Here is a 26,070-nt window from a genome sequence, read left to right on the forward strand (position 1 = left end):
ATTATTCCTTGTCCTGCTGATGCGGCTTGATCTGATACTTATAAACCGCTCGGTTATGCTCCTCAAGCGTTTTAGAGAAAACATGACCGCCGCTATTGTCCGCAACAAAATAAAAGTAGTCCGTTTGTGCCGGCTGAGCCGCCGCAGCTAATGATTCGGCCGATACCATGGCAATGGGTGTTGGCGGTAAACCGTCGATGCGATATGTGTTATAAGGCGTTTTCGTACGCAGGTGCTGACGCGTTAAATTGCCATCAAAATCATCAATTCCATAGATCGTTGTCGGGTCTGACTGCAGCCGCATGCCGTTATTGAGCCTGTTACAAAATACACTGGCTACGGTTTCCCGCTCACCGTCGATACCTGTTTCTTTTTCGATGATAGAAGCCAGTATCAGCAACTCATAAGGGGTTGATACCGGACACTCGCGGTTACGAGCGCGCCACGCATCGTCAAGTTCTCTTTCAAGTGCTTCGTGCGCCTGGGTTAGTAACTCAAGATCACTGGTGTGCGCGCGGTAGCTGTATGTTTCGGGTAAAAACAAACCCTCCGGGCTGGGGTAGTCCTGCAAAAAAGGTAGTTGTTCAGACAAACTGTCAGTTGTTAGTTCAGCACTCAAATAAGGCTGCTGTTTAAGCTGCTGCAGCCACTCACTAAAACGCAGTCCTTCGATTAATGTCACCTTAAACTGCTTTTCGTCGCCACGCGCTAGTTTTTGCCAGAATTGCTGCCAGGAGTCAGCAGGAGATATTTCATAAAGCCCTGCTTGTATGCGATCAACGCCAATAAAAAATTGTGCTAAACGATAATCGAGGGTGTTACTGGTGCGAGCAAAATGCTGATTAACTCTGGCACTAATCGAGCGGGCTGTATCGCCTCGCTTTACTTGCAGTAACATTTGTTCGTGTGTCGAGTTGGCTAAGGGCTTTTCAAGGTATGCAAGAGCCATACTGCGCACTGCCAGCCCGGCAATAGCCACGGTAATGACTAACACAACGACACTAATGATGAGTTTTTTTAGCATGCAGTCAATTGCTTTAACAGCTCAGGTAAATCAGTACTCAAAACTTTACCATTTAATTGTTTAATTGGCACGGCTCCACGCACACTATTGCAAACAAATGCTTGATCTGCCTGGTATAAATCCTCAAGTGTAAACACGCCCTGGTTTACCCTTCCCAGCCATTGCTGGTCGATTATGACTTGTCGCGCAACGCCTGCTACCCCGGCCTGTTGTAATGACGGCGTAAACCACTGGTCACTACTGCGCCAAAAGATATTACCCTGGCAGCACTCGGTCAACGCATTGTGATGATCGAGTACCAAAAGGTCATCAACGCCCTTCTCTTCACGTTCCCGGGCAAGCAACACCTGCTCCAACCGGTTCAGTGTTTTTAAGCCGGCTAATACCGGCTGACGTGCCAGTTGTAGCTCAGCCACGGCAACCGTGTTGATAGTTGCTGCAACCGGCGGTAACGGACTAACTTGCATATAGGTATTTGACTCTACCGCCGCCGGAGGCATATATCCACGACCACCAAATCCGCGGGTAACGATAATTTTTGCCACGCCGTCTGGCTGGCCTGCGGTCAAGTCTGCCAACCAGGCCTCAACTTGTTGCCGCTCAGGCACCGGCAGTGCCAAGCGTTGGCTAGCTATTACTAACCGCTGCCAATGGTAATCCCACCATAGAGGCTTACCATTATGCAAACGCAGAGTTGTAAAATGGCCATCGCCAAACTGTAAGCCACGATCCAGCGGCTGGTGATGTTGTTTTCCGTTGCAAAAAATCATGATTTATCGTCAGCGCATGTCGCTCCACAAACAAAAAAGGCAGCCCTAAGGACTGCCTTTCGCCAAAAAACGTAGCGGTTGACGATTAATCGTCAGAGTGAGCCGATACGTAATCAATAGCTGCTTGAACAGTTTTAATTTTCTCAGCTTCTTCATCTGGAATTTCTGTTTCAAATTCTTCTTCCAGTGCCATCACTAGTTCAACAGTATCCAGTGAGTCAGCGCCCAGGTCGTTTTCAAAAGAAGCTTCTGGTTTAACTTCTTCTTCTTTAACGCCCAACTGCTCGATGATGATTTTCTTTACGCGTTCTTCGATAGTGCTCATGATATTAAAATCCTTCAATAGTCGTCACGAGTGTCAAATTTGGCTGTAGTGTAGTGAATGCAGCCACAATAATAAAGTAAAAATTAGCTTAAAATAAACAGGTCGTACCCCTTGAGGGTTAAACCATTGCCATTCCGCCGTTTACATGAATTGTTTCACCGGTAATATAAGCTGCCCCGGGCGAAGCCAAAAAGGCAACTGCTGCTGCGACTTCTTCGGGTTTGCCCAGACGTTCTGTTGGAATATTGGCAAAAATCGCTTGTTTCTGATCATCAGTCAAGGATTTCGTCATATCGGTATCAATAAAGCCCGGCGCAACGCAGTTGACGGTAATGCCGCGCGCCGCCACTTCTTTTGCAAGGGACTTACTAAAACCCACCAACCCGGCTTTTGCCGCACAATAGTTAACCTGGCCCGGATTGCCCGTGGTTCCGACCACCGAGCTGATGTTTATGATGCGCCCATTGCGACGTTTCATCATGCCGCGAATCACGGTTTTACAAACTCGGAAAACAGCTGACAAATTGGTATTAATCACTGAATCCCACTCATCATCCTTCATTCGCATCATTAAATTATCACGGGTGATACCAGCGTTGTTGACCAGAATATCAATTTTGCCAAACTCTTTTTCCAGTCCCTTCACGGTTTCGGCTGTCTGCTCAGCATCGGTCACGTTGAGCGCAATACCTTTACCCTTTTCGCCTAAATAATCACTAATCGCACTAGCCCCTTGTTCAGAAGTTGCGGTGCCAATAACAAAAGCACCCTGAGCAACTAATGACTCAGCAATGGCTTTACCAATGCCGCGGCTTGCGCCGGTGACCAGCGCCACCTGTTCTGCTAGAGATTGCATAAATTTATCTCCCGTTATAATTGTTCAAACGCATCCGGACTGTTAAGTGCTGTACAGCCAAATGCTTTGGTTATGCGTTTATTAAGCCCGGTCAGAACCTTGCCCGGTCCGATCTCGTAGGCTGCTTCAATATCCATGGTGGCTAGCTTTTCAATTGTTTCGGTCCAGCGTACCGGATAGTACAACTGCCTTACCAACGCATCTTTAATCGCTTCTTCATCGCTGTTGGCACTGACATCGACATTATTAATAACTGCCACAGTCGGTGTATTAAAATCGACGTTTTTTAACGCAGCACGCAATTGCTCGGCCGCCGGCTTCATGAGTTCACAATGTGACGGGACGCTTACCGGTAACGGTAACACGCGTTTGGCTCCGGCCGCCTTTAATGCTTCAGCGGCGCGGGCAACGGCGTCTTTATGGCCGGCAATCACCACCTGACCGGGGGAATTATAATTGACCGGTGTAACCACCTCGTCTTCTGCCTGTTGTTGGCAAATTTCAGCAATTTGATCATCGTCTAAGCCGATCACCGCTGCCATTGCGCCAACACCGGGCGCTACAGCTCCCTGCATGGCCTCGCCGCGTAAGGCAACCAAACGTACGGCGTCAGCAAAGTTAATGACGCCGGCACAAACTAATGCCGAGTATTCGCCCAAACTGTGACCCGCCATGGCGTTTACATCGCCTAAACCGTTTTCTTTTGCGACACGAAATAGCGCGACACTGGCCGTTAATAGTGCCGGCTGTGTTTTGCGGGTATCATTGAGCTGCTCTTCGGGGCCATTCTGAACTAATTCCCATAAATCATACCCCAACACCTTACTCGCCTCGTCAAAAGTGGCTTGAATCTGCGGGTACTGAGCGGCGACATCGGCTAACATACCAACGGTCTGTGAGCCTTGCCCCGGAAATAATAATGCTGTTGTTGTCATATTGCCCTCTTAATACTTAACCAGTGCGGAGCCCCAGGCAAAACCGCCACCGAAAGCTTCTAATAATAAGGTTTGTCCACGTTTTACGCGACCATCACGTACCGCCCAGTCTAACGCAATGGGCACTGACGCTGCAGAGGTGTTGCCGGTTTTATCCAGGGTTACTACAACCTGCTCCATCGGCATGGATAATTTTTTTGCCGTCGCCTTAATAATACGTAAGTTTGCCTGATGCGGAATCAGCCAGTCTAAATCGGCTGAAGTCATCTGGTTAGCCTGCAAGGTTTTAGTCACTAACTCACTAAGTTTTGCCACCGCAACCCGAAAAACTTCGTTTCCTTTCATATACATCCAGCTGCTTTCCGGCGTTCCCTCAGCACTTATACCGCGCGTAGTTCGAACCGGTTGTTTAGCGCCCAGTAAATGGCCATATTCACCAGCGCTATAAAGGTGAGTTGAAATAATACCTGCGCTTTCACCAGCTTCCAGTAACACCGCCCCGGCACCATCACCAAATAATACCACGGTGTTTCGGTCATCCGGATCACAGAGTCGCGCTAATACATCGGTGCCTATGACTAAAATCTTTTGATGCTGACCCGTACGTATGAATTGGTCAGCAACACTGAGTGCATAAATAAAGCCTGAGCAAGCGGCACCAACGTCAAATGCCGGAATCGAACTCACTCCCAACATTTGCTGAATTTCACAGGCTGCACTTGGGAATGCGTGCTCAGCAGAGGTTGTCGCGACGACGATCATGTCCACCTCAGTGGCACTGCAACCAGCGGCATCTAGCGCACGTTTTGCCGCCTCAAAACCTAAGGTTGCGGCACTTTCATCTGCGTTTGCGATGCGTCGCTCTTTTATTCCTGTTCGTTCTGTAATCCACGCGTCTGAGGTGTCGACTCGCTGTGATAAATCATCGTTCGTCAGGCGTTGCTCAGGTAAATAGTGACCTGTGCCTGCGATAGTTGAATAGCTCATAACTGTGCTTAATGTTGTTCTAACAGGACCGACTCAACCCGATCTTTTATCCGCTCGGGGAGTTGTGCTTGTGCTTCTGTTATCGCTTGCCTTATTGCACTACCGAATGCTTTTGCATTGGCACTACCATGGCTTTTAATAACCACACCGCGCAATCCTATCAAACTCGCACCGTTATAGTGGTCGGGCTTCAACCGATCCCAGGATTTTTGTGTGCGTTTTTGTAAAAAACGAAAGAATAAGCGGTACATCCAGTGAGACATTAACGCGGACTTAAGCTGATCGACAATCAATGTTGCCAGGCCTTCACAACTTTTAAGTGCAATATTGCCAACAAACCCGTCACACACGATGACATCGGCTTTACCACTAAACAAATGATTGCCTTCGACAAAACCGGTGTAATTGACATGTTCGGAGCTAGCCAACCGCAACGCGGCATTTTTAACCACGTCGTTACCTTTAATTTCTTCCTCACCCATGTTCAGTAAAGAAACGTTTGGACTACTGATATCTTCCAATATTTGCGCGGCAACACTACCCATTACGCCAAATTGAAATAACGTTTCTGAATCGCAGCTTGCGTTAGCACCTAAATCAAGAAGATAAGATCGGCCACCCAATTGATTGGGTAACGCCGCCATTAACGCAGGACGAAGTACCCCGGGCAATGTTTTTAGCTGAAAATAGGCCTTGGCCATTAATGCGCCAGTGTTTCCGCCACTGACTACGCCATCAGCTTCGCCTTTCGCCAGCAGTTCCAGCGCGATACTCATCGATGAGTGAGGTTTAGCACGTAGTGCCTGGCCTGGTTTCTCGTCCATTTCGACGACTTGTTCGGCGTGCACGAAGGTGACTTGGGGATGTTCGTCAAGATTATATTGGGAAAGTAACGGCGTTACGCTATCGTGTTGACCCACGACGAGGAAGTGATGAGGTGTGCCCTCATTGATTAATTGGCACAATGCGTCAATTACAATAGAGGGGCCGTTATCGCCCCCCATTGCATCAATCGCTAATTTAATTTCAGGCATGGCCTGGAAATTACTTATTAACGACCTTACGACCTTTGTAAAAACCGTCAGCTGTTACGTGGTGGCGACGATGTGTCTCACCAGAGGTAGAATCAACCGACAGTGTAGGGCCGCTGATTGCATCGTGTGAACGACGCATGTCGCGTCTTGAACGACTTTTCTTGCTTTTTTGAACAGCCATTTACGCTATCTCCTAGTTATTTACGCTTTAATTCTTGCAACACCGAAAACGGGTTCTCCGAGTCATCTTCTGACGGCTCTTCGATTTCGCCCCACGTCATCGCGTCGCGATCTACCTGACAATCTTTAGGGTCATGCTTGGCCACCAAAGGCATCGCCAGAATTAATTCATCTTCGACTAAACCGTGCAGGTTAATCTCGCCAAACTCATTTACTTCGACCGCTTCGTAGCGTTCAGGTAATTCGTCTGAGCTCTGCTTAGAAGAAACAGGAGCATACGCAAATTGCGCCGAGATATCAACCGCAAAAGGCTCATTACAACGCTGACAGGTTAACTTGACTGCAGTTTTTGCCGAACCGGCGAAATAACTTACACCTTGTTCGTCAATACCAAACTCGACGTTAACGTCCGGATCATGTTCACTGACTTCCGCCAGTAAGCTTTGAAAACGCGACAGCGTTTTTACCGGAACTAAACCATCAAACGTTTGCTTTTTATTCGCACTTTTAACGGGATCAACCGTTACGGGAATTCTTACCTTTTGCATAGCGGGCGCAGTCTACCTTAGTCGTTGGGTCTAGGCAAGCGAATTATCGCCAGCCAGCGGGTTAATCTGGTGCTTACGTAACATCCTCAGCAATTCAATACAGGGCAATCCAATCAGGGTGTTAGGGTCATCACCTATGAGCGAATCGAACAAGCTAATACCTAATCCTTCGCTTTTAAAGCTACCCGCACAATTCAGCGGTTGCTCCAGCTCAACATACTGCTGTAATTCAGCAGTTGTTAAATCATTACGGAATTTCACCGAAAAAGGCACACAAATAACATCTGCCTTATCGGTCCGGGCATCATATACACAAAGCCCGGTTAAAAAAACGACGGTTTTACCGACAAAACGCTGTAATTGTGCCACCGCTTTTGCAGTGCTGTGAGGCTTGCCTAAAATGTCACCGTCACACACAGCGACCTGGTCCGAACCAATAATGATCGCGTTCGCAAAATCGGGGTTTTGCTTGGCCACCGCACGCGCCTTTTGCTCTGCCAATCTGGCGACGAGCGTCTGCGGCGCTTCATCGGCGAGCGGCGTTTCGTCGATTTCAGGTTTTGCGACCTGATAATCTAAATGTAGTTTATCCAGAATAGCCCGTCTAAACGGGGACGATGAGCCCAGTACTAAGGTTCGCTTACTCATAATATCTCTTCAGCGTTCGTTTAAATAAGAGTTGGTAACTGATTCAAATCGCTAATCACAATATCCGCCCCGGCAGCTGTTAGCCTGGCTGCATCATGCACACCAAAGTCAACACCGATAGCATAGGTCCCTGCCGCTTTAGCCATTCTCATGTCGTGTTCAGAGTCACCGACCATTACCGTCTGGTGCGGCTCAAATTGCAGTTGCTCCATTAATTCGTGCAACATCTGCGGGTGCGGTTTGCCGCGTGTTTCGTCAGCGCAGCGCGAGGCGTCAAAAAAGTCACTCATGGCAACCTCACGCCACACACGGTCAAGCCCCTTCCTTGCCTTACCCGTTGCCACAGCAATAATGTGCTGACGCCTTTTCAACTCTTCAAGCACTGCAAGCGCAGTTGGAAATAATGGCGTTGGGGTTACATTTAAATCGACATACTCGTCACGGTAGCGGGCTAAAAACGCATCATACTGACTACTGGGTAACACCCCGAACAAACGCTCAATCGCAGGTTCCAGACTCAGTCCGATAATATCTTTAACGGCCTGTACCTCCGGCACTGGTAGACGCATATGCTTTGCCGTAACCTGCATAGACGACACGATGCGGTCAATCGAGTCCATCAGCGTGCCGTCCCAATCAAAAATAACTAAACGTGACTGCATTTATATCGCCGTTAATCGTGTTAGTAAGTCGCTCAATGCGGGCTCAAGTGGCGCTTCGAAGTGACATTGCCGTTCGGTTTTTGGATGCGTAAACGTCAGCTGCCAGGCATGCAAAAACAACCGCCGCAAGCCCAGCTGCTGCATCTGTTCATCAAACTCGCGGTCGCCGTATTTGGGATCGCCAGCAATCGGGTGACCGGCATGTAAGGCATGCACTCGAATTTGATGGGTGCGGCCGGTTACCGGAGAGGCTTCCACCAGGGTTGCCTGTTGATAACGTTGCTGGATTCTAAAACGAGTCAACGACGGCTTGCCTTCGGCATCAACCCGAACCATACGCTCACCTGACTGCAGCGTATTTTTTTGTAACGGTGCTTCTACCTGACGGCAACTTTTCTGCCATTGCCCTCTAACCAGGGCTAAGTATTGCTTGTTGACCGATTTTTCTCTTAACTGTTCATGCAGTGCTTTAAGTACCGAGCGCTTTTTGGCCACCATTAATAGGCCACTGGTATCCCGATCCAAACGGTGTACCAGTTCCAGATTTTTATCGTTAGGTCGCAACGCCCGCAATGCTTCGATTAGTCCGAATTTAAGCCCTGAACCACCGTGCACCGCAATACCTGAAGGCTTGTTAACCACCATCAAGTGATCATCTTCATAGATAATGGCGTCCGCCAGTGCCTGCACTTGTTCCAGTTTCGCCGACGGTAACTCAGGACGTTCCGACAGCTTAACCGGTGGAATACGGATGGTATCGTCGGGTTGTAACTTGTAATCGGGTTTAATCCGCTTCTTGTTAACCCGAACCTCGCCTTTACGGACAATACGGTACACCAACGACTTCGGCACTCCCTTAAGTTTCGTCATAAGAAAGTTATCGATGCGCTGTCCGGTTTCGTCCTGGCTTACCCGATGAAAGGTAACTTCATGCTGAATCATTTTCATGGCGCGGATTTTATCACTAAGCTCAACAACATGCATGCAAATTGTCGCTTGTATTAGGGGTTGTTTATGTGAAATAATGAAGTGTCAAAAAATATCCTGTGACGGGACAAGAAGGTATAAAAAGTGCCAGATGAGCTGGCCGCCCCACAGGTGAAAGCGACACATATAATTTGAGTTTCGCGCAATTGACACATTTTGCCGGAGTCCTCCACGTCCTCATACGACCAACTACACGTGTTGTGTAATGTAGCGTCGAGATGAGGAATGCACGGAGCTGATAACGTAAAGAGGCAGAATGCAGGTTCAGTTGCTGATTAACCTAATAGCGACAGCATGACGCGTAACGTTAAGCGAAAGCGCTGAGTTACCAAGCACAGTCAAGCCAATTTTTGTTACACGTTATTGAATTAATGACGGGTAACGCAGCATTGTAACGCTGCAAACAAACAATTTAACGATAGTGCATTAGTGCTGCTTTAACAGCGCGTCATGCTGTGGCGTAGCAAGATTGAGTCACAGTAATGAAAAGAATGTTAATTAATGCCACGCAGTTAGAAGAGCTGCGTGTAGCGCTGGTAGACGGCCAACGCTTATATGATCTCGATATTGAGAGTCCCGGCCACGAGCAGAAAAAAGCCAACATATATAAAGGCAAAATTACTCGCATCGAGCCAAGTCTAGAAGCTGCTTTCGTCGATTACGGCGCCGAGCGACACGGATTCCTCCCCTTAAAAGAAATTGCAAAAACCTACTTCCCCGAGGGTTACACGTTCCAGGGTCGTCCCAACATTAAAGATGTTGTAAAAGAAGGCCAGGAAGTCATTGTCCAAATTGACAAAGAAGAACGCGGCCAAAAAGGCGCAGCCTTAACGACCTTCATCTCTCTTGCCGGTAGTTATTTGGTATTGATGCCAAACAACCCTCGCGCTGGCGGTATCTCGCGTCGCATCGAGGGCGATGAGCGCTCAGCGTTAAAAGAGGCCTTGAGTGAACTTAACGTGCCCAAAGAAATGGGGCTTATTGTTCGTACTGCCGGTGTGGGCAAATCAAAAGAAGAACTGGAGTGGGATTTAAATGTTCTACTGCATCATTGGTCTGCCATCAGTGATGCAGCTAGTGACCGCCCTGCTCCGTTTTTAATCCATCAGGAAAGCAACGTTATCTTCCGAGCGCTGCGTGATTACTTACGCCGTGACATCGGCGAAGTACTGATAGACAGTAAAAAAGTTTTCGAACAAGTCCGCAATCATATTCAGTTGATCCGTCCTGACTTTGTTAATCGGGTTAAGCTTTATGACGGCGATGTACCGCTGTTCAGCCATTACCAAATTGAGAGCCAGATAGAGTCTGCATTCCAGCGTGAAGTTCGGCTGCCATCAGGCGGTTCTATTGTTATAGATCCGACCGAAGCATTGACCTCGATAGATATTAACTCATCACGCGCTACCAAAGGCGGTGATATCGAGGAAACTGCGTTACAAACCAACCTGGAAGCGGCTGAAGAGATTGCACGCCAGTTACGTTTGCGGGATTTAGGCGGTTTGGTAGTCATTGACTTTATCGATATGACCCCTGCCCGTCATCAACGCGAAGTAGAAAACCGGTTGCGTGACAGCCTGGCTCAGGATCGGGCACGTATTCAGGTGGCACGAATTTCCCGCTTTGGTTTGCTGGAAATGTCGCGGCAACGACTGCGTCCTTCACTGGGCGAATCAGCCAACAGTGTTTGCCCCCGCTGTGATGGCCAGGGCACTATTCGTTCCAGCGAATCGTTGGCTTTGTCGATTCTGCGCTTAATCGAAGAAGAAGCGATAAAAGACAATACCGTACAAGTGCAGGCTCAAGTGCCGGTACCTGTGGCGACTTACTTATTAAACGAAAAACGGTCAGCGGTTAACAAAGTTGAAGAACGTCACAACGTTAAAGCGGTTATTATTCCCAATCATCATTTGGATACACCGCACTTTGAAGTCATCCGCATTCGTGATGACGAAGTCCCTGAAGCTGCCAGCTTCCAGTTGGTAAATAAACAGGAAAAGGACGAATCAGTAGCAATAACACTAACCAAAGATCGTCAACAGTTAGAAGAACCGGCGTTGAAGGGTCTGCAGGCGCCTGCAGCTGCACCACCGCCAGCACCGGCTGCAGCAGCTCCAACTCCGGCAGCAACAGCGGCTTCTGGTCCCTCATTGTTTGCGCGGTTAGGTAAGTGGTTGGCCAGCTTGTTCGCCAGCGACGATGAGCAACAACAGCAAAGCCAGAACAACGACCGCAATAATCGCGGACAGCGCAATAACAATAACCGTGGTGGCCGCAATCAGCGCGGTGGCAATCGCCGTTCGCGTCAGCGCCCGCGTAATGACAATCGTAAAGCAACTGACGACTCGAAGACAGACAACAAAGCGCAAGAAGAGCGTCAGGATGATCGCCAGGACAATCGTTCAGGTGATTCGCGCTCGAATAACTCGCGTCGCAGTAATAATAACCGTCGCGGACGTGGTCGCAATCGCAACCAAAATCGTAAACCTGAGCAAGAGCAGAACAATCAAACAGCTGCGCAGGAAGCAGAAAAAGTCGAGCGCGAGCAAAAGCCAGCTCCGGCTAATGAGCAGGAACAGCCGCGGACACCGAAAAAACGTCGTTCACAAAAGAACCTGGAACGCTCTGTTCGTGTTAAAGGCGCAGCAACCGACAGCGCTGCGACTGAATCGTCGGTAGCGGCTAAGACTGAGAAAAAGCAGGACGCTAAACCTGCGGCTGACACCTCGGCTAAACCAGAGTCTGTCGCTAACGATAAACCTGCACAAGAGAATTCAGCTGTGGAGCAAGCACGCGAGCCCCGCGAGCCGTCTCCGAAAGTATTGGCTTCTAAAGTGAATGACCCACGTTTACAAGCGGCAGCCGAGTTAGTTCAGGCGGAGCAACAGCCAGCTCCTGAGCAACAGCAGGCTGAACAGGAACCCGTGCAGCAGCCTGAATCTGAGCCTTCGACACCTGAACCTGCCACTGCAGAGCAGCCGGAAGCTAAGGCTGATTCAACGTCTGTAGAAGCGACTGAGCAGCGCCCTGCTGAATCTGACGCTGAAGCTGACGCGAGCCCCCAGGCAGAAACTGCGGCTGAAGAAGTAGAAACAGCTGAGCCTAAGACTCAAACGCACAGTAATGCTGGTGAAACTGAGCCAACAATTGAAGACAATGAGCCTGAAAAACCGGCTAAGACTGAACGCAACCGCTCGCGCCGGTCGCCACGTCACCAACGTGCAGCCGGACAGAAGCGCAAACGTGAGAAGCAGGAAGCGGGTAATGACCAGGCGGCCAACGCGGTAGTCAGCCCAATCTACCCCAGCAGCGCTAAAAGTAAGGCTTTTGCCGATATGACTAAAGCTAGCCCGAGCCCTCGTGAAGGTGAGTTTACGCCATTCCCGGTGGCACCGGCTACAGCGCGTCACGGCTATGCCCAACCGCAGAAAATTACCTCGGTCACACAGCCGGCATCTTCGGCGTATGCCGATATGGCGAAGTGTTCTCCTAACGCGTCATAGCAGTTAAACGCGGATAAACAAAACCCCGCAGTCCTAAACAGGATTGCGGGGTTTTTAATAGTCAGTTAGGCAGATTAATTAATTCGAATGAGTGCTTTGTTCTTTTCTAGGGTTTTTAAGCCGATGCCTTTTACATCCAGCAACTGCTCAAGCTCGGTGTAACCGCCCAATTGCTCGCGTAGCTTAATAATTTCTTCGGCCCGTTTTACACCCACGCCAATCATTACTGCGGACAACTCCGCCGCCGTGGCTGTATTAATATCTAACAGTGTTTCCTTTGCGGGCGTTTCTGCCGCCTGAGTATAAACAGCCATGGGCTCAGGTGCGGCTGCACTGGTTAACGGAGCGGCACTCACTGCTCCGCTGGCAGTTACAGTAAAAGCGAGTGATGCAATTGCAGATAAATAAGTTTTCCGTAACATAAGGCTTCCTCATCGTTAGTTTGTTTACGCTTGTCTTATTAAGAAAAACAGCAAACTAACTATAGTTCAGCCATAGCAACGTCTAACCATATACGATAATGCGCTAACTTAATTCAGCCAATATCTCAAGCACGGCCTGGTGTGGGTTGTCTGCCTGAGTGACAGGACGCCCAATCACCATAAAGTCTACACCGGCCTGTTGCGCCTGACGCGGCGTTAAGGTGCGCTTTTGATCATCCTGTTGCGCTGCTGCCGGCCGTATTCCCGGCGTCATTAACTTAAACGCGGCGCCAAGTTCATCGTGCAACATTTTTGCTTCCTGCGCTGAACAGACAACGCCATCTAAACCTGCACGTTGCGTTAGTTTTGCCAATCGTAATACCTGCTCACGTACCGGCACGATGATGCCAATATCCGCAAGGTCACTTTCATCCATTGATGTAAGCACCGTCACAGCAATAAGCAAGGGCCTCTTGTCCGTTGGTAATTCCTGTAATGCCGCGTTGGCAGCCTGCATCATTTTTAGACCGCCACTGGCATGCACGTTAACCACGTCGACGCCCAGCTTGGCAGCAGCAGTAACGGCTTTGGCAACGGTATTAGGAATATCATGGAATTTTAAGTCCAAAAACACAGAAAAGCCTTTTTCTACCTGCTCACTAACCCAGTCCGGCCCTTCTGTCGTAAACAGCTCTTTACCGACTTTTATACCGACCTTGCCAGGATCAAGTTGTGACACCATAGCATCAGCTTGTATTCGGTTATGATAATCCAATGCAATGTAAACGCTTGGTAAGCTCATTATTATTTCACCTATTCACCGTCAATACCAAAAATGGGTTTAGTTGTGCTCCAGCTTTTGCAACTTGGGCATTGCCAATACAGGGTGTGCCCCGAAAATCCACAATGCCTACAACTATACTTGGGTCGTTGGGCGATATGTTCCGCTACCATTCGCTGCAGTATTTTTAGGCTTTCACGCGCACTTCCCACGTCGGCTGCGCGAATATGAAAGTCCATTAGCTGATGGAAGCCTCGCATGGTTGGGTGCTGCTCCATAGAGCTACGTATAAACTGCTCGGCAGCATCGCCACCCTGAGTTGCGAAGATATATTCGGACAATGCAATCGTAGCACTGGTACCCGCATTTTTTTCTACACAATGGTGTAAAAACTCAATATAGGGTGTTTGATCGCCCTGTTTTTTATAAATGCTTTCTAGTGGTTTTAATACTTCACTGACAAAACTTTTATCTTGCTGCAAAACTCGTTGCAGGTAACTTGTTGCCAACTCTGTTTGATTATCTTGTTGGTACAATAGTCCCAAAGCAATACTTGCCCGCACACAGTTGTCGTCGTGCTTAAGCGCCTTTTTATAATGTTTTACCGCTTCGCTGCCTTGCTCCATTTGCGCTAATTCACAGTAAAGCTGAGCTACAACTATCTCGATATGTCGGTCATCCCGAGTTAACCGAAGTGCTGTTTTTATCGCTTTATCCCACTCATGGGTTGCTTGATACAGCTCTAACAAATTTTTGCGGCTGCGCTCACGAAAATACTTATGCCGTTGTAAGCCGGAAAACATTTGCTCAGCGCGGTCGTAAATACCCGCAGCGAGATAATCTTTGCCGAGCTCGTACATGGCAGTTAGACGGTCATTTTCGGTGATATTTGGACGTGAGGTTAAATTCTGGTGGATCTTTATGGCACGCTCAACTTCGCCGCGGCGGCGAAAAAGCTTACCCAGCGTCCAGTGAGTTTCGAGGGTTTCACTATCTACATCTAATAGCTCAACAAATAAATCAACCGCCTTGTCCGGCTGATCTGACAGTAGCAGATTTAAGCCGGTGGCATACTGTTTTGAAAACCGTTGTTGTTCTTTGCGCTCTTCACTACGTACACTGTTCCGCCCCATAAACCAGCCATAAGCGGCGGCAACAGGTAATAAAAGGAACAGTAACTCAAGCATTAGCTATTACGCCTCGGCATCTGGTTTTGCTTCTGACTCGTTCTGTTGGCGCAGCTTGTTAAACTTTCTAAGCAGGCGCTGGTAGCGTAGCTTCCAACGTAATGTCGAAAGAAAATAAAAAATTAACGAAATTAAAAAACCGAAGCCCATAAAAATGCCGGCAACGGCGGCAATGGATAGCTCTGCGCTAAACGCCAGAAAGTTTACTTGCACCTGGCCGGCATTCTGCGCGCCAAACGCTAATGCAACGAAAAATATCACCAGGATTGGGATCACGACTAACAATTTTTTAAGCATGTGCATCCTCAGCTGCTACCCATAAAAAAACGGCATGCCAGTATAGCATGCCGTTTTTATCATTCGAGTACAAAGATTAACTAAAATTATCAACGCGTTCTCGTAATTCCTTGCCTGCTTTAAAGTGAGGGACATATTTTGCATCCAGCTCGACTTTTTCACCAGTCTTTGGATTACGGCCGATACGCGGCGCGCGATAATGCAACGAAAAACTGCCGAAGCCTCGTATTTCGATGCGTTTTCCGTGAGCCAGACTTTGAACCATCTGCTCAAGGATATCCTTAACACTCGCTTCAACGACCGTAGGAGGTAAGTCCTGATACTTCAGGGTTAACCGGTCAATCAGTTCTGATTTGGTCATGCTACCTCCTCCTTATTAATAAAACGTGCGCCGAAGACGCACGTTACATCAATCTTAGTCGTCAGTTTTAGCCGCTTTAAACGCGTCAGCCATTGCACTGTTAATGCCAGAGCTGTCTTGCTGCTTGTTGACTTGCTCAACCGCTTCTTTCTCTTCAACTTCGTCTTTCGCGCGGATAGACAAGCTCAGAGTACGGTTTTTGCGATCAACACCCATGAAGCGCGCTTCGATAGCGTCACCAACAGATAATTCAGTTGATGCATCTTCTACACGTTCACGAGAAATGTCTGCAGCACGAACGTAACCTTCTACGCTGTCAGCCAGTTCAACTTTTGCACCTTTCGCGTCAACTTCAGTGACGGTACCAGTAACAATAGAACCTTTCTTGTTAGCTGCCAAGTAGTTGTTGAACGGATCTTCTTCAAGTTGCTTAATACCTAAAGAGATGCGCTCACGTTCTGCGTCAACCTGCATTACAACGGCAGTAACTTCTTCGCCTTTCTTGTAATCGCGAACGGCTTCTTCGCCAGTTGCGTTCCAGCTGATGTCTGACAAGTGAACCAGGCCATCAATACCGCCATCCAAGCCGATAAAGATACCGAAGTCAGTGATTGACTTGATCTTACCAGTAACTTTCTCGCCCTTGTTGTGGTTCTTAGCAAACTCTTCCCAAGGGTTAGGCTTGCATTGTTTAAGGCCAAGAGAAATACGACGACGCTCTTCGTCGATTTCCAGAACCATAACTTCAACCGTGTCGTCCAGGTTTACAACCTTAGATGGGTGAACGTTTTTGTTAGTCCAATCCATTTCAGATACGTGTACCAGACCTTCAACACCTTCTTCGATTTCGACGAAGCAGCCGTAATCAGTCAAGTTCGTAACACGACCGGTTAGGCGAGTACCTTCTGGGTAACGGTTAGCGATATCCGCCCATGGATCTTCGCCTAATTGCTTAAGACCCAATGATACGCGAGTACGCTCACGGTCAAACTTCAATACTTTAACAGTGATTTCGTCGCCAACATTGACGATTTCGCTTGGGTGCTTAACACGCTTCCAAGCCATGTCAGTGATGTGCAATAGGCCATCAACACCACCCAAATCAACGAACGCACCGTAGTCAGTAAGGTTTTTAACGATACCTTGAACTTCTTGACCTTCTTGCAGGTTCTCAAGCAGCTCTTCGCGTTCTGCACTGTTCTCTTTCTCGATAACAGCACGGCGAGAAACAACAACGTTGTTGCGCTTCTGGTCAAGCTTAATAACTTTGAATTCAAGGTCTTTGTTTTCAAGGTGTGTAGTTTCACGTACTGGACGTACGTCAACCAATGAACCTGGCAAGAACGCGCGAACGCCGCCTAAGTCCACAGTGAAGCCACCCTTAACCTTACCAGAAATGTAACCGGTAACTGTTGCGTTTTCTTCGTGCGCTTTTTCCAGCTGCAGCCAAGCTTCATAGCGCTTAGCTTTTTCGCGTGAAAGAATCGTTTCGCCGAAACCATCTTCAACAGCATCAAGTGCTACGTCGACTTCATCGCCAACGCTAACTTCCAGTTCACCTTCCGCGTTACGGAATTGTTCTGCCGGGATAGCACTTTCAGATTTAAGGCCAGCGTCAACTAATACCAAATCTTTCTGGATAGCAACGATGGTGCCTTTTACGATGGAGCCCGGGCGAGTTTCGACTTCCTTCAGGCTTTCTTCAAACAGCTGTGCAAAATTTTCTGACATATTAAATATCTTCGCTTTTAAATGACGTCCACTGAAATTCCGTAGTCAGCGGGGTTATGAATAAAGTCTGCATGTATCCTTACGGCAGACGCCTAAATAACCCACCCGGCCAATTTGCCGGGCAAGCTAGCTAGTCATGTGACAGTTTGCTGTGAGCAAACGTCAAAATATCTTCTACCACCTGATCGATGCTTAGTTCTGTACTATCAATGTACAGCGCATCATCAGCTGGTTTTAACGGCGCCACGCTACGCGATGTGTCACGTTCGTCACGCTCTTGAATTTCGGTTATTAATTGGTCAATATTAGCATCAAAGCCCTTTTCGAGCAATTGCTTGTAACGCCTTTGTGCGCGTTCCTGCGCGGATGCTGTCAGAAAGATTTTTGCATCGGCCTCGGGAAACACGACGGTTCCCATATCACGTCCGTCGGCAACCAGCCCAGGCAAGTCTTTAAAGCCACGCTGGCGGCGTAACAGCGCTTCGCGGACACGTGGCAATGCCGCTACCTTAGAGGCCATGTTGCCGACCTTTTCAGTGCGGATAGTCATGGTCACGTCCTCACCCTCGAGGATAATATGAGTTAAACCATCATCTTCCTGCGCTTCAAATTTAACATCGAGGTGTGCGGCCAGGGTAACCAGGCTTTCTTCATCTGCCTCACTAAAATTGTGATGCAGTGCTGCCAGTGCCAGCACACGGTAGATAGCGCCACTATCCAATAGATGCCAGCCCATTTTTTCTGCCAAAATACGACTAACGGTTCCTTTGCCCGAACCACTAGGTCCATCAATGGTAATAACTGGGGTGGGTGTTGCCATAAAGTCCTCTGATTGCCCTGCCAATTGCAGTATTAAGCGGCGCAATTATACGCATTTATCAAAATTTTGCACCCTCAATACGCCAGCGCTAAGGTAAAAGATCGATATGACAGAGGCGTGAAAGCTCATTGAAAAATTGCGGGTAGGTTTTTTTACAACATCCAGGGTCATTTACGTTCACCCCATTTGCAGAAAAACCAAGCAATGCAAAACACATGGCAATGCGATGGTCGTCGTAAGTATCAACAGTCGCTTGCTTAAGCACTGCCGGCGGGTCAATGATCAGGTAGTCCGCGCCCTCTTCTACCGTTGCACCAAATTTGCGCGCCTCAGTAGCCATAGCTGCCAGGCGGTCGGTCTCTTTTACCCGCCAATTTGCCACGTTACATATTGACGTTCGACCTTTTGCAAACAACGCCAAAGGTACGATGGTCATAGCCGCGTCAGGAATTTGGTTACCATCAAAATCAATGGGCTGTAACGCGCCGGAACCACTCACCGTTACCGAGTTTTCACCCCACTCAACGGTTGCGCCCATGCGTTGTACGACGTCAGCAAAACCAATATCGCCCTGAATAGAGTGCTGACCGACGCCCTGTATGGTTATCGGGCCACCGGCGATAGCTGCGGCTGCCATCCAATAGCTGGCTCCGCTGGCGTCTCCTTCAATAAAATATTCGCCCGGCGACCGATACTGCTGGCCTCCGGTAATAGCGTACTGTCGTTCAGAAATAGGCTTGATAGTAATGCCGAAACTACCCACCATAGCAATGGTGAGATCAATATAAGGGCGTGATACGACGTCACCGGTTAGCGTTAGCGTTGAGTCTTCAGCTAACAGCGGTAGTGCCATCAGCAAGGCACTAACATATTGACTGGAAACACTGCCATCAATGGTAAAATCACCAGCTTGCAGACCGCTGCTCACGGCTAAAGGCGGATATCCCTGGTTTTGCAAACAATCAAGCGCCGCGCCACGCTCAACTAAACTATCAATAAGGTCACCCAGCGGTCGTTCCCGCATGCGGGGGTCACCGTCAAGAGTAACCGATTGTTTACCAGTTAACGTTGCCGCCAAAACCGCGACCAACGGGCGCATTGCTGTACCCGCATTGCCAAGCAGTAAACGCTCCGGCACAGTCGTCCACTGCCCGCTACAGCCATGCACAACCACCTGCGTAGGGGTAACTTCCTCTACCTCTACACCCAATGCGTTTAATGCCTCTAACATGCGCGCCGTATCGTCGCTGCGCAACAAGTTCTTAAGCACAACCGGCTTGTCCGCGAGCGCGGCTATGAGCAATGCGCGGTTAGCGATGCTTTTTGAACCCGGCAGTGTCACTTCGCCGCGGCAATGCTTAAGACCGCTTACCGTCAAGGTTTGTGGAAGTTCTTGCATTAGTAGCTTATGCGGCGCATCGCATCAATGAAGGCTTGGTTTTCATCCGCCAGCCCAATACTCACCCGTAAATGATTTGGTAGTTCATAGCCTGCTACAGGACGCACAATCACCCCTTCATGTAATAGCTTTTGATAAATATCAGCAGCTTTAGGGCCAACTTCGATGGTTAAAAAGTTGCCGTGCGATGGAATGTAGCCGAACCCATCCTGTTGGCAAAACTCAATCAGCTGTTGCATACCGGCCGCATTAACCTTAATGGCCTGCTGTAGATAATCATGATCATCCAATACCACTTCGGCAGCTTTTAATGACAACGAATTAACATTAAACGGCTGACGAATGCGATTAAGTAAATCAGCGATTTCAGCACTAGTTACTGCGTAACCGGCTCGCAGGCCGGCTAACCCGTAGGCCTTTGAAAAGGTTCGTGAGACCACCAGGTTAGGATAGTCTTTCAACCATGCAATTGAGGGCGCACGTTCATGTTCTGCAACATACTCGTAGTAGGCCTCATCCAGCACCACCAAAACGTTCGACGGCACCTTATCCAGAAAGGTTTTTATGGATTCAGTCGATAAAAACGTGCCCGTCGGGTTATTCGGATTGGCGATAAAGATCATTTTAGTACGATCCGTAATCGCCCCCGCCATAGCGTCCAAATCGTGGCCATAATCACTGGCAGGCACCGCTACCGCTTTAGCGCCAATTGCCTGAGTAACCAGTGGGTAGACCACAAAGGCATGTTGCGAAAAAATGACTTCGTTATCAGCGTTAACAAAGGTACGCGCTAAAATCTCTAACACATCGTTAGAGCCATTACCTAAGGTGATTTGATGAGTATCCACGCCATGCAATTCGGCCAGCTTACTTTTTAAGTAAAAACCATTAGCGTCGGGATAACGAATCAAGTCCGACAACTCGCCCTGCAATGCAGTGCGAACTTTTTCACTTAAACCGAGCGGGTTTTCATTAGACGCCAGTTTCACCACGTGTGACAAACCCAGTTCTCGTTGCAGTTCGTCCATCGGTTTACCGGCCTGGTAAGGCTGTAACTGACGAACGCCCGGGTTAGCTGCTGCGGTTGCATCAAAACGTGCCATAGTCATCATTACCTTTATTGTTTTTTTAAGCTTTACGTGCAAACTCATCCATAAAATCGATAAGCACCTTAACGCCTTCCAACGGCATCGCATTATAGAGGCTGGCTCGCATGCCACCGACAAAGCGGTGTCCCTTCAGCCCCATTAAGCCAGCTTCTTTCGCCTCGGCTAAAAAGCGCTCATCAAGGCGCTCATCCGCTAGCTGGAAAGGAATATTCATTATCGAGCGGTAATCCGGGTTAACCTGATTACGATAGAAATCTGACCCATCGATGTAGCTATACAAGGTGCTCGCTTTTTGGTGATTGGTTTGACCCATCGCCGTCAGGCCACCCTGCTCTTTTAGCCATTTAAACACCAACCCGGATAGATACCAGGCAAAGGTGTTTGGTGTGTTATACATTGAGTTATCTTTCGCCTGCAACTGGTAGTCCATGATAGAACTCAGTTCAGGTTGCGGGTTACCGAGCAGGTCTTTTTTTACAATCGCAATAGCGAACCCGGACGGCCCAATATTCTTTTGTGCGCCGGCATAGATAACCCCGAAGCGGCTAACATCCAGCGGTTCGGCCAAAATATTCGATGACATATCCGCTACAATGGGAGCATCTACATCAGGGATATCATGCAATGCGATACCGTCAACCGTTTCATTAGGACAATAATGAAAGTAGGCAGCGTTGTCTGACAGCTTCCATTGATCGCGCGGAGCAATGGCCTTGCCCTGTCCGGTTTCCTGGTTACCTGCGACAACGTTTACAGCGCCCACATACTTTTGCGCTTCGCGTATGGCATAACCTGACCAAATACCACTGTCCAGATAGTCTACCGTAGATGTTTTAGAGGCGATATTTTGCGGTACGGCGGAAAATTGACCACGTCCGCCCCCTTGCAGAAACAGCACTTCGTAGCCATCAGGTACATTTAGCAAGTCGCGCAGATCGTGTTCTGCTTGTTTAGCCATTGCTACGTAAGCCGGGTCCCGGTGTGAAAACTCCATCACCGAAACGCCGGTATTATTCCAGTTTAATAACTCAGACTGCGCCTGCTCCATGACCACTTTAGGGAGCATGGCAGGGCCGGCAGAGAAATTAAAAACACTATTACTCATCAGCACTTTCCTGTCCGGCTTCCGCGTCGCTGTCTCCCGCATCATGCTCTTCGCTATTAGGCTGTTCACCGTCAATAGCCTCGGTCAGCACTTCGTCCTCGTCAATTTCATCGATACGTTGTAAACCAACCACTTGTTCGTCATCGCCTGTGCGAATTAAGCGTACACCCTGGGTGTTACGACCCACGGTAGACACTTCGTTAACACGAGTGCGCACCAGCGTGCCTTTGTTACTGATCAGCATAATTTCGTTGCCATCAATAACTTCCATAGCACCGACTACAATGCCGTTGCGCTCACTGACTTTTATCGATACCACGCCCTTGGTAGCGCGCGATTTAGTCGGATAATCACCAACTGGTGTGCGTTTACCATAGCCGTTTTCGGTTACCGTAAGAATTGCAGCCTCGGCTTCTTCGTAAGTACGCGGAACAATCAGCGAGACAACCCGCTGTCCATCCTCTAACCGAATACCACGAACACCGGTAGCAGTACGACCCATCGAACGCACTTGATCTTCTTTAAAGCGAACGACTTTGCCGGCATCCGAGAACAACATAATTTCTTGTTCGCCATCGGTGATATCAACACCAATGAGCTCATCACCATCATTTAAATTTAGTGCAATAATGCCGCCGTTACGTGGGCGCGAATATTCAGGTAATGGCGTTTTCTTAACGGTGCCGTTTTTGGTCGCCATAATGACGAACTTGTCTTCCGGATAATCCCGGGTCGGCAGAATAGCGGTAATGCGTTCATCCGACTCCAGCGGTAACAAGTTTACAATCGGCTTACCGCGAGACGCGCGACTTGCCAATGGCAACTGGTAAACCTTCATCCAGTAAATGCGACCATAGGTTGAGAAGCACAAAATCGTATCGTGGGTGTTTGCTACCCATAGTCGCTCAATGAAGTCTTCGTCCTTCATTTTAGTGGCCGCTTTGCCTTTGCCGCCACGGCGTTGTGCTTCGTATTCGGTCAACGGCTGATACTTGACATAGCCTTCGTGCGACAGTGTCACCACAACGTCTTCTTCGTTAATCAGGTCTTCCATACTGATGTCGTGCGCCGCCGCTGTTATCTCGGTTTTACGCTCGTCACCAAAGTTGGCCCGTACTTCGACCAACTCTTCGGTAATAACTTCCATTAACCGTTCGCTGGAGCGCAAGATGTGCAATAGCTCCGCGATTTGATCAAGAATGCCTTTATATTCTTCGAGAATTTTTTCGTGCTCGAGACCGGTTAGTTTATGCAAGCGCAAGTCAAGAATGGCCTGAGCCTGTTCTTCAGTCAGGTAATAGTTGCCGTCACGAATACCGTATTCTTCCGGTAAATGATCAGGACGTGCCGCATCAACGCCAGCACCCTCGAGCATCGCTGCCACATGACCCAACTGCCAGCTGCGCGAGGTTAATCCCTGCTTAGCTTCTGCCGGCGTCGGTGAGTGACGAATTAATTCAATAACTTCATCGATATTAGCCAGCGCAATAGCCAGGCCTTCTAATATGTGCGCACGCTCACGGGCTTTGCGTAACTCATAAACCGAGCGGCGGGTAACAACCTCGCGACGATGACGCACGAATGCGTTGAGCATGTCATACAGATTAAACAGTTTTGGCTGGCCTTTATCCAGCGCCACCATGTTAATGCCGAAAACAACCTGCATCTGGGTATTGGCATACAAGTGATTCAATACCACTTCAGCAACATCCCCACGCCGAATTTCGATAACGATGCGCATGCCGTCTTTATCTGACTCGTCACGCAGACCGCTGATACCCTCGAGTCGTTTTTCTTTGACTAACTCGGCGATCTTCTCAATTAAACGTGCTTTGTTAACCTGGTACGGTATTTCCGTTACGATAATGCTTTCGCGGCCAGATTTCTCGTCTACTTCAACTTCGGCCGTGGCGCGCAAGTGAATACGTCCGCGCCCCGTTTTATACGCTTCAATAATGCCCGAGCGACCAGAAATACTCGCTGCAGTCGGGAAGTCAGGACCCGGAATGAATTCCATCAGCTCATCGATAGTGATGTCCGGGTTTTCAATTAACGCCAAGGTACCGTTAATCACTTCGTTAAGGTTATGCGGCGGAATATTGGTGGCCATACCAACCGCAATACCTGAGGAACCATTAACTAAAAGATTCGGAATACGTGTCGGCAATACATCAGGAATGCGCTCGGTACCGTCATAGTTATCAACAAAATCAACGGTTTCTTTATCAAGGTCCGCTAACAGCTGATGCGCAATTTTTTCCATTCGAATTTCGGTATAACGCATCGCCGCAGCAGAGTCGCCGTCGACTGAACCGAAGTTACCCTGACCATCGACCAAGGTGTAACGCAATGAAAATGGCTGTGCCATACGAACAATCGTATCGTAGACCGCCGAATCGCCGTGCGGGTGATATTTACCGATAACATCACCGACCACACGCGCTGATTTTTTATAGGGCTTGTTAAAGTCATTACGCAATTCGTTCATCGCGAACAAAACGCGTCGGTGAACCGGTTTTAGACCATCGCGCACATCCGGTAACGCACGGCCGACAATGACACTCATCGCATAATCAAGATAAGAACTCTTGAGTTCGTCCTCGATATTAATGGGTGACACTTCTCTGGCAAGATCGCTCATACTGTTGTCCCTAAATCCCTAACAAAATGGCTAACTATTCTGTTTTTATATTGATCTAGCCATTGTACCCATCCGCATGCATGATCGCACCCTCTTTTTAACATTCCTTTGCTGCGGTATGCTATGCGGCACAATGACCGACCGAAGGCGGCGTTAAGCCGGTATAGAAATGATTCAAAATGACCAAAAAAACGTCAATCAAAACGTCGATCCGGCAGAAATCGAAAAGTTTTCAGCGATAGCTTCACGCTGGTGGGATACTGAAGGCGAATTTAAGCCCCTGCATAAAATCAATCCCTTGCGTTTAGACTTTATCGAACAGCATGTTGGTGGTCTATTTGGCAAGCAGGTTGTTGATATAGGCTGTGGCGGTGGTTTACTGACTGAGGGAATGGCTCAACGCGGCGCGAAGGTACGCGGTATCGACTTAGCTGAGCAATCACTGCAAGTTGCGCGCTTACATGCGCTCGAAAGCGAGTTAGACATACCCTACGACTGTATTGCCGCGGAAGACTTTGCTGAACAACACAGGGCTCAATTTGACGTCGTCACGTGTCTGGAAATGCTCGAGCATGTGCCCGATCCCGCATCGATTGTTGGTGCGGTAAGTCGTTTGGTTAAACCCGGCGGTAAGGTGTTTTTCTCTACCCTGAACCGTAACGTTAAAAGCTGGCTGTTAGGTATTTTCGCTGCCGAACACGTGCTTAAATGGGTGCCCACAGGGACCCACGACCATCAGCGTTTTATCAAACCATCTGAGCTACTGGCTATGACCGACCGTTATGGATTGCAGGCAAACGCAATCAATGGCATCGTTTACCATCCGTTACAGGGCTTTAAGCTAAGCCAGCAAGACGTTGACGTTAATTATATCGTTGCGCTGACTAAGCCAGGCGCTTAAACGATAGCGAAACTAAAAGGGCAAACATGACTAACGCAGTTAACGCGGTGCTGTTCGACCTCGATGGCACACTATTAGATACCGCTCCTGACCTGGGTGCGGCACTTAATCACGTGTGCAGATTACATCAACGGCCGCAAGTCAGTGCAGAGCATTTTACCCCGTTTGCCTCGCATGGTTCCCGTGGCCTGCTGAATTTAGTCTTTGACCAGGATATTGCCGGCGACGAAACTAAGCTGCCTCAATTAAGGGAGCAGTTCCTGAGCTATTACAACGATAATATCGCGGTTCATACGCGCCCGTTCGATGGTATCGAGAACCTGTTAAACGCGCTCGATAGCGCAGGCATAAAAACGGCTATCGTCACCAATAAACCAGAAGCACTAACCCAACGTCTGCTCCCTTACTTTGACGCATTTGATCATATCGAAGTCGTTGTGGGCGGCGATACCCTGGACGTAGCAAAACCGCACCCTGAGCCCTTGCTACACGCGGCTAATGCCTTGCAGGTAGATGCCAGCCGGTGTCTATACGTAGGCGATGCCGAACGTGATATTCAAGCCGGTATTAACGCCGGCATGGCGACGGTTCTGGCCGCTTACGGTTATATTAGTGATGACGACCAGCCACAACGCTGGGGTGCGGATTACGTTATTCAAACACCGGCAGAACTATTAGATATCTTATCTATCACCGCCTTAGCGACTTAATTAGTAAGGTAAAGCGTTTTGCTTAGAATATCGCTTTCTAAGAAAGAATTTTAAAAGATAAAAAAATTATAAATACGCAAACGCAAGTGGCTTAAGCGTTTCGACAACCTATCGTAATTTGCAACCAATATTTACACATAATTTCAT

General features: G+C 48.6%; 26 protein-coding genes. 3 read left to right on the forward strand and 23 right to left on the reverse strand.

What is annotated here, in order from left to right:
- Nucleotide 1: 1 nt before the first annotated feature.
- The 12 genes from mltG to rluC form a co-directional block, all read right to left on the reverse strand.
- Nucleotides 2-1,024, reverse strand: a complete 1,023-nt coding sequence (gene mltG / locus DEU29_RS01600; protein WP_133538479.1) for an endolytic transglycosylase MltG — start codon at nucleotides 1,022-1,024, stop codon at nucleotides 2-4.
- On the reverse strand, nucleotides 1,018-1,794 hold the full coding sequence (gene pabC / locus DEU29_RS01605) for an aminodeoxychorismate lyase (RefSeq protein ID WP_133538480.1): 777 nt from the start codon (nucleotides 1,792-1,794) through the stop codon (nucleotides 1,018-1,020). Before pabC ends, mltG begins: the two co-directional genes overlap by 7 nt.
- Nucleotides 1,795-1,879: 85 nt before the next feature.
- Nucleotides 1,880-2,119 (reverse strand): acyl carrier protein, encoded by a 240-nt coding sequence (gene acpP / locus DEU29_RS01610; RefSeq protein WP_133538481.1) that lies wholly within the window; start codon nucleotides 2,117-2,119, stop codon nucleotides 1,880-1,882.
- Between the two features lie 118 nt (nucleotides 2,120-2,237).
- A complete protein-coding gene (fabG, locus tag DEU29_RS01615) occupies nucleotides 2,238-2,975 on the reverse strand; it encodes a 3-oxoacyl-ACP reductase FabG (protein WP_133538482.1) in 738 nt (245 codons plus the stop codon).
- A gap of 14 nt (nucleotides 2,976-2,989) precedes the next feature.
- The gene (gene fabD / locus DEU29_RS01620; protein WP_133538483.1) at nucleotides 2,990-3,910 is read right to left on the reverse strand and encodes an ACP S-malonyltransferase; all 921 of its coding nucleotides are present in this window, start codon (nucleotides 3,908-3,910) and stop codon (nucleotides 2,990-2,992) included.
- Between the two features lie 9 nt (nucleotides 3,911-3,919).
- Nucleotides 3,920-4,897 carry a beta-ketoacyl-ACP synthase III gene (locus tag DEU29_RS01625; protein WP_133538484.1) on the reverse strand — a complete coding sequence of 326 codons (978 nt, stop codon included), beginning with the start codon at nucleotides 4,895-4,897 and terminating at the stop codon, nucleotides 3,920-3,922.
- Between the two features lie 8 nt (nucleotides 4,898-4,905).
- Nucleotides 4,906-5,931, reverse strand: coding sequence for a phosphate acyltransferase PlsX (gene plsX / locus DEU29_RS01630; protein ID WP_133538485.1), 1,026 nt, complete (start codon nucleotides 5,929-5,931; stop codon nucleotides 4,906-4,908).
- Nucleotides 5,932-5,941: 10 nt separating this feature from the next.
- The gene (rpmF, locus tag DEU29_RS01635; protein WP_133538486.1) at nucleotides 5,942-6,112 is read right to left on the reverse strand and encodes a 50S ribosomal protein L32; all 171 of its coding nucleotides are present in this window, start codon (nucleotides 6,110-6,112) and stop codon (nucleotides 5,942-5,944) included.
- A 16-nt stretch (nucleotides 6,113-6,128) separates the two neighbouring features.
- Nucleotides 6,129-6,659, reverse strand: a complete 531-nt coding sequence (yceD, locus tag DEU29_RS01640; protein ID WP_133538487.1) for a 23S rRNA accumulation protein YceD — start codon at nucleotides 6,657-6,659, stop codon at nucleotides 6,129-6,131.
- Nucleotides 6,660-6,689: 30 nt separating this feature from the next.
- Nucleotides 6,690-7,307 carry a Maf family protein gene (locus DEU29_RS01645; RefSeq protein WP_133538488.1) on the reverse strand — a complete coding sequence of 206 codons (618 nt, stop codon included), beginning with the start codon at nucleotides 7,305-7,307 and terminating at the stop codon, nucleotides 6,690-6,692.
- A gap of 20 nt (nucleotides 7,308-7,327) precedes the next feature.
- Nucleotides 7,328-7,969 carry an HAD family hydrolase gene (locus DEU29_RS01650; protein ID WP_133538489.1) on the reverse strand — a complete coding sequence of 214 codons (642 nt, stop codon included), beginning with the start codon at nucleotides 7,967-7,969 and terminating at the stop codon, nucleotides 7,328-7,330.
- Complete coding sequence (gene rluC, locus DEU29_RS01655) at nucleotides 7,970-8,917, reverse strand: 23S rRNA pseudouridine(955/2504/2580) synthase RluC (protein ID WP_133538572.1); 948 nt, start codon at nucleotides 8,915-8,917, stop codon at nucleotides 7,970-7,972.
- Between the two features lie 521 nt (nucleotides 8,918-9,438).
- Here rluC and rne point away from each other — a divergent pair.
- On the forward strand, nucleotides 9,439-12,459 hold the full coding sequence (gene rne / locus DEU29_RS01660) for a ribonuclease E (RefSeq protein WP_133538490.1): 3,021 nt from the start codon (nucleotides 9,439-9,441) through the stop codon (nucleotides 12,457-12,459).
- Nucleotides 12,460-12,533: 74 nt separating this feature from the next.
- Here the strand turns inward: rne and DEU29_RS01665 are convergent, their stop codons facing one another.
- The 11 genes from DEU29_RS01665 to gyrA all read right to left on the reverse strand — a co-directional run bounded on the left by DEU29_RS01665 (nucleotide 12,534) and on the right by gyrA (nucleotide 24,312).
- Nucleotides 12,534-12,881: a ComEA family DNA-binding protein gene (locus tag DEU29_RS01665; RefSeq protein ID WP_243734414.1), complete on the reverse strand. Its 348-nt coding sequence runs from the start codon at nucleotides 12,879-12,881 to the stop codon at nucleotides 12,534-12,536.
- 103 nt (nucleotides 12,882-12,984) lie between these two features.
- Entirely contained in the window at nucleotides 12,985-13,683 is a 699-nt protein-coding gene (gene pyrF, locus DEU29_RS01670; protein WP_133538491.1) for an orotidine-5'-phosphate decarboxylase, read from the reverse strand.
- An 11-nt stretch (nucleotides 13,684-13,694) separates the two neighbouring features.
- Complete coding sequence (gene lapB, locus DEU29_RS01675) at nucleotides 13,695-14,849, reverse strand: lipopolysaccharide assembly protein LapB (protein ID WP_133538492.1); 1,155 nt, start codon at nucleotides 14,847-14,849, stop codon at nucleotides 13,695-13,697.
- Between the two features lie 6 nt (nucleotides 14,850-14,855).
- Complete coding sequence (locus DEU29_RS01680) at nucleotides 14,856-15,146, reverse strand: lipopolysaccharide assembly protein LapA domain-containing protein (protein WP_166635857.1); 291 nt, start codon at nucleotides 15,144-15,146, stop codon at nucleotides 14,856-14,858.
- A gap of 76 nt (nucleotides 15,147-15,222) precedes the next feature.
- Complete coding sequence (locus DEU29_RS01685) at nucleotides 15,223-15,507, reverse strand: integration host factor subunit beta (protein ID WP_133538494.1); 285 nt, start codon at nucleotides 15,505-15,507, stop codon at nucleotides 15,223-15,225.
- A 54-nt stretch (nucleotides 15,508-15,561) separates the two neighbouring features.
- Entirely contained in the window at nucleotides 15,562-17,238 is a 1,677-nt protein-coding gene (gene rpsA / locus DEU29_RS01690; protein ID WP_133538495.1) for a 30S ribosomal protein S1, read from the reverse strand.
- A 130-nt stretch (nucleotides 17,239-17,368) separates the two neighbouring features.
- Complete coding sequence (gene cmk, locus DEU29_RS01695; protein ID WP_133538496.1) at nucleotides 17,369-18,058, reverse strand: (d)CMP kinase; 690 nt, start codon at nucleotides 18,056-18,058, stop codon at nucleotides 17,369-17,371.
- Nucleotides 18,059-18,146: 88 nt separating this feature from the next.
- On the reverse strand, nucleotides 18,147-19,457 hold the full coding sequence (aroA, locus tag DEU29_RS01700; RefSeq protein ID WP_133538497.1) for a 3-phosphoshikimate 1-carboxyvinyltransferase: 1,311 nt from the start codon (nucleotides 19,455-19,457) through the stop codon (nucleotides 18,147-18,149).
- Nucleotides 19,457-20,560 (reverse strand): histidinol-phosphate transaminase, encoded by a 1,104-nt coding sequence (gene hisC, locus DEU29_RS01705; RefSeq protein WP_133538498.1) that lies wholly within the window; start codon nucleotides 20,558-20,560, stop codon nucleotides 19,457-19,459. The genes aroA and hisC overlap by 1 nt, the downstream gene beginning before the upstream one ends.
- A 25-nt stretch (nucleotides 20,561-20,585) precedes the next feature.
- Nucleotides 20,586-21,671, reverse strand: a complete 1,086-nt coding sequence (serC, locus tag DEU29_RS01710; RefSeq protein ID WP_133538499.1) for a 3-phosphoserine/phosphohydroxythreonine transaminase — start codon at nucleotides 21,669-21,671, stop codon at nucleotides 20,586-20,588.
- Nucleotides 21,664-24,312, reverse strand: coding sequence for a DNA topoisomerase (ATP-hydrolyzing) subunit A (gyrA, locus tag DEU29_RS01715; RefSeq protein WP_133538500.1), 2,649 nt, complete (start codon nucleotides 24,310-24,312; stop codon nucleotides 21,664-21,666). Before gyrA ends, serC begins: the two co-directional genes overlap by 8 nt.
- Nucleotides 24,313-24,481: 169 nt before the next feature.
- Here gyrA and ubiG point away from each other — a divergent pair, with 169 nt between their 5' ends.
- Both ubiG and gph read left to right on the forward strand, forming a co-directional pair.
- Complete coding sequence (gene ubiG, locus DEU29_RS01720) at nucleotides 24,482-25,213, forward strand: bifunctional 2-polyprenyl-6-hydroxyphenol methylase/3-demethylubiquinol 3-O-methyltransferase UbiG (RefSeq protein ID WP_133538501.1); 732 nt, start codon at nucleotides 24,482-24,484, stop codon at nucleotides 25,211-25,213.
- Between the two features lie 26 nt (nucleotides 25,214-25,239).
- Nucleotides 25,240-25,923, forward strand: coding sequence for a phosphoglycolate phosphatase (gph, locus tag DEU29_RS01725; RefSeq protein WP_133538502.1), 684 nt, complete (start codon nucleotides 25,240-25,242; stop codon nucleotides 25,921-25,923).
- Nucleotides 25,924-26,070: the final 147 nt, after the last annotated feature.

Origin of the sequence: Idiomarina aquatica, from assembly GCF_004362895.1 — a bacterium.
Lineage (GTDB): Bacteria > Pseudomonadota > Gammaproteobacteria > Enterobacterales > Alteromonadaceae > Idiomarina.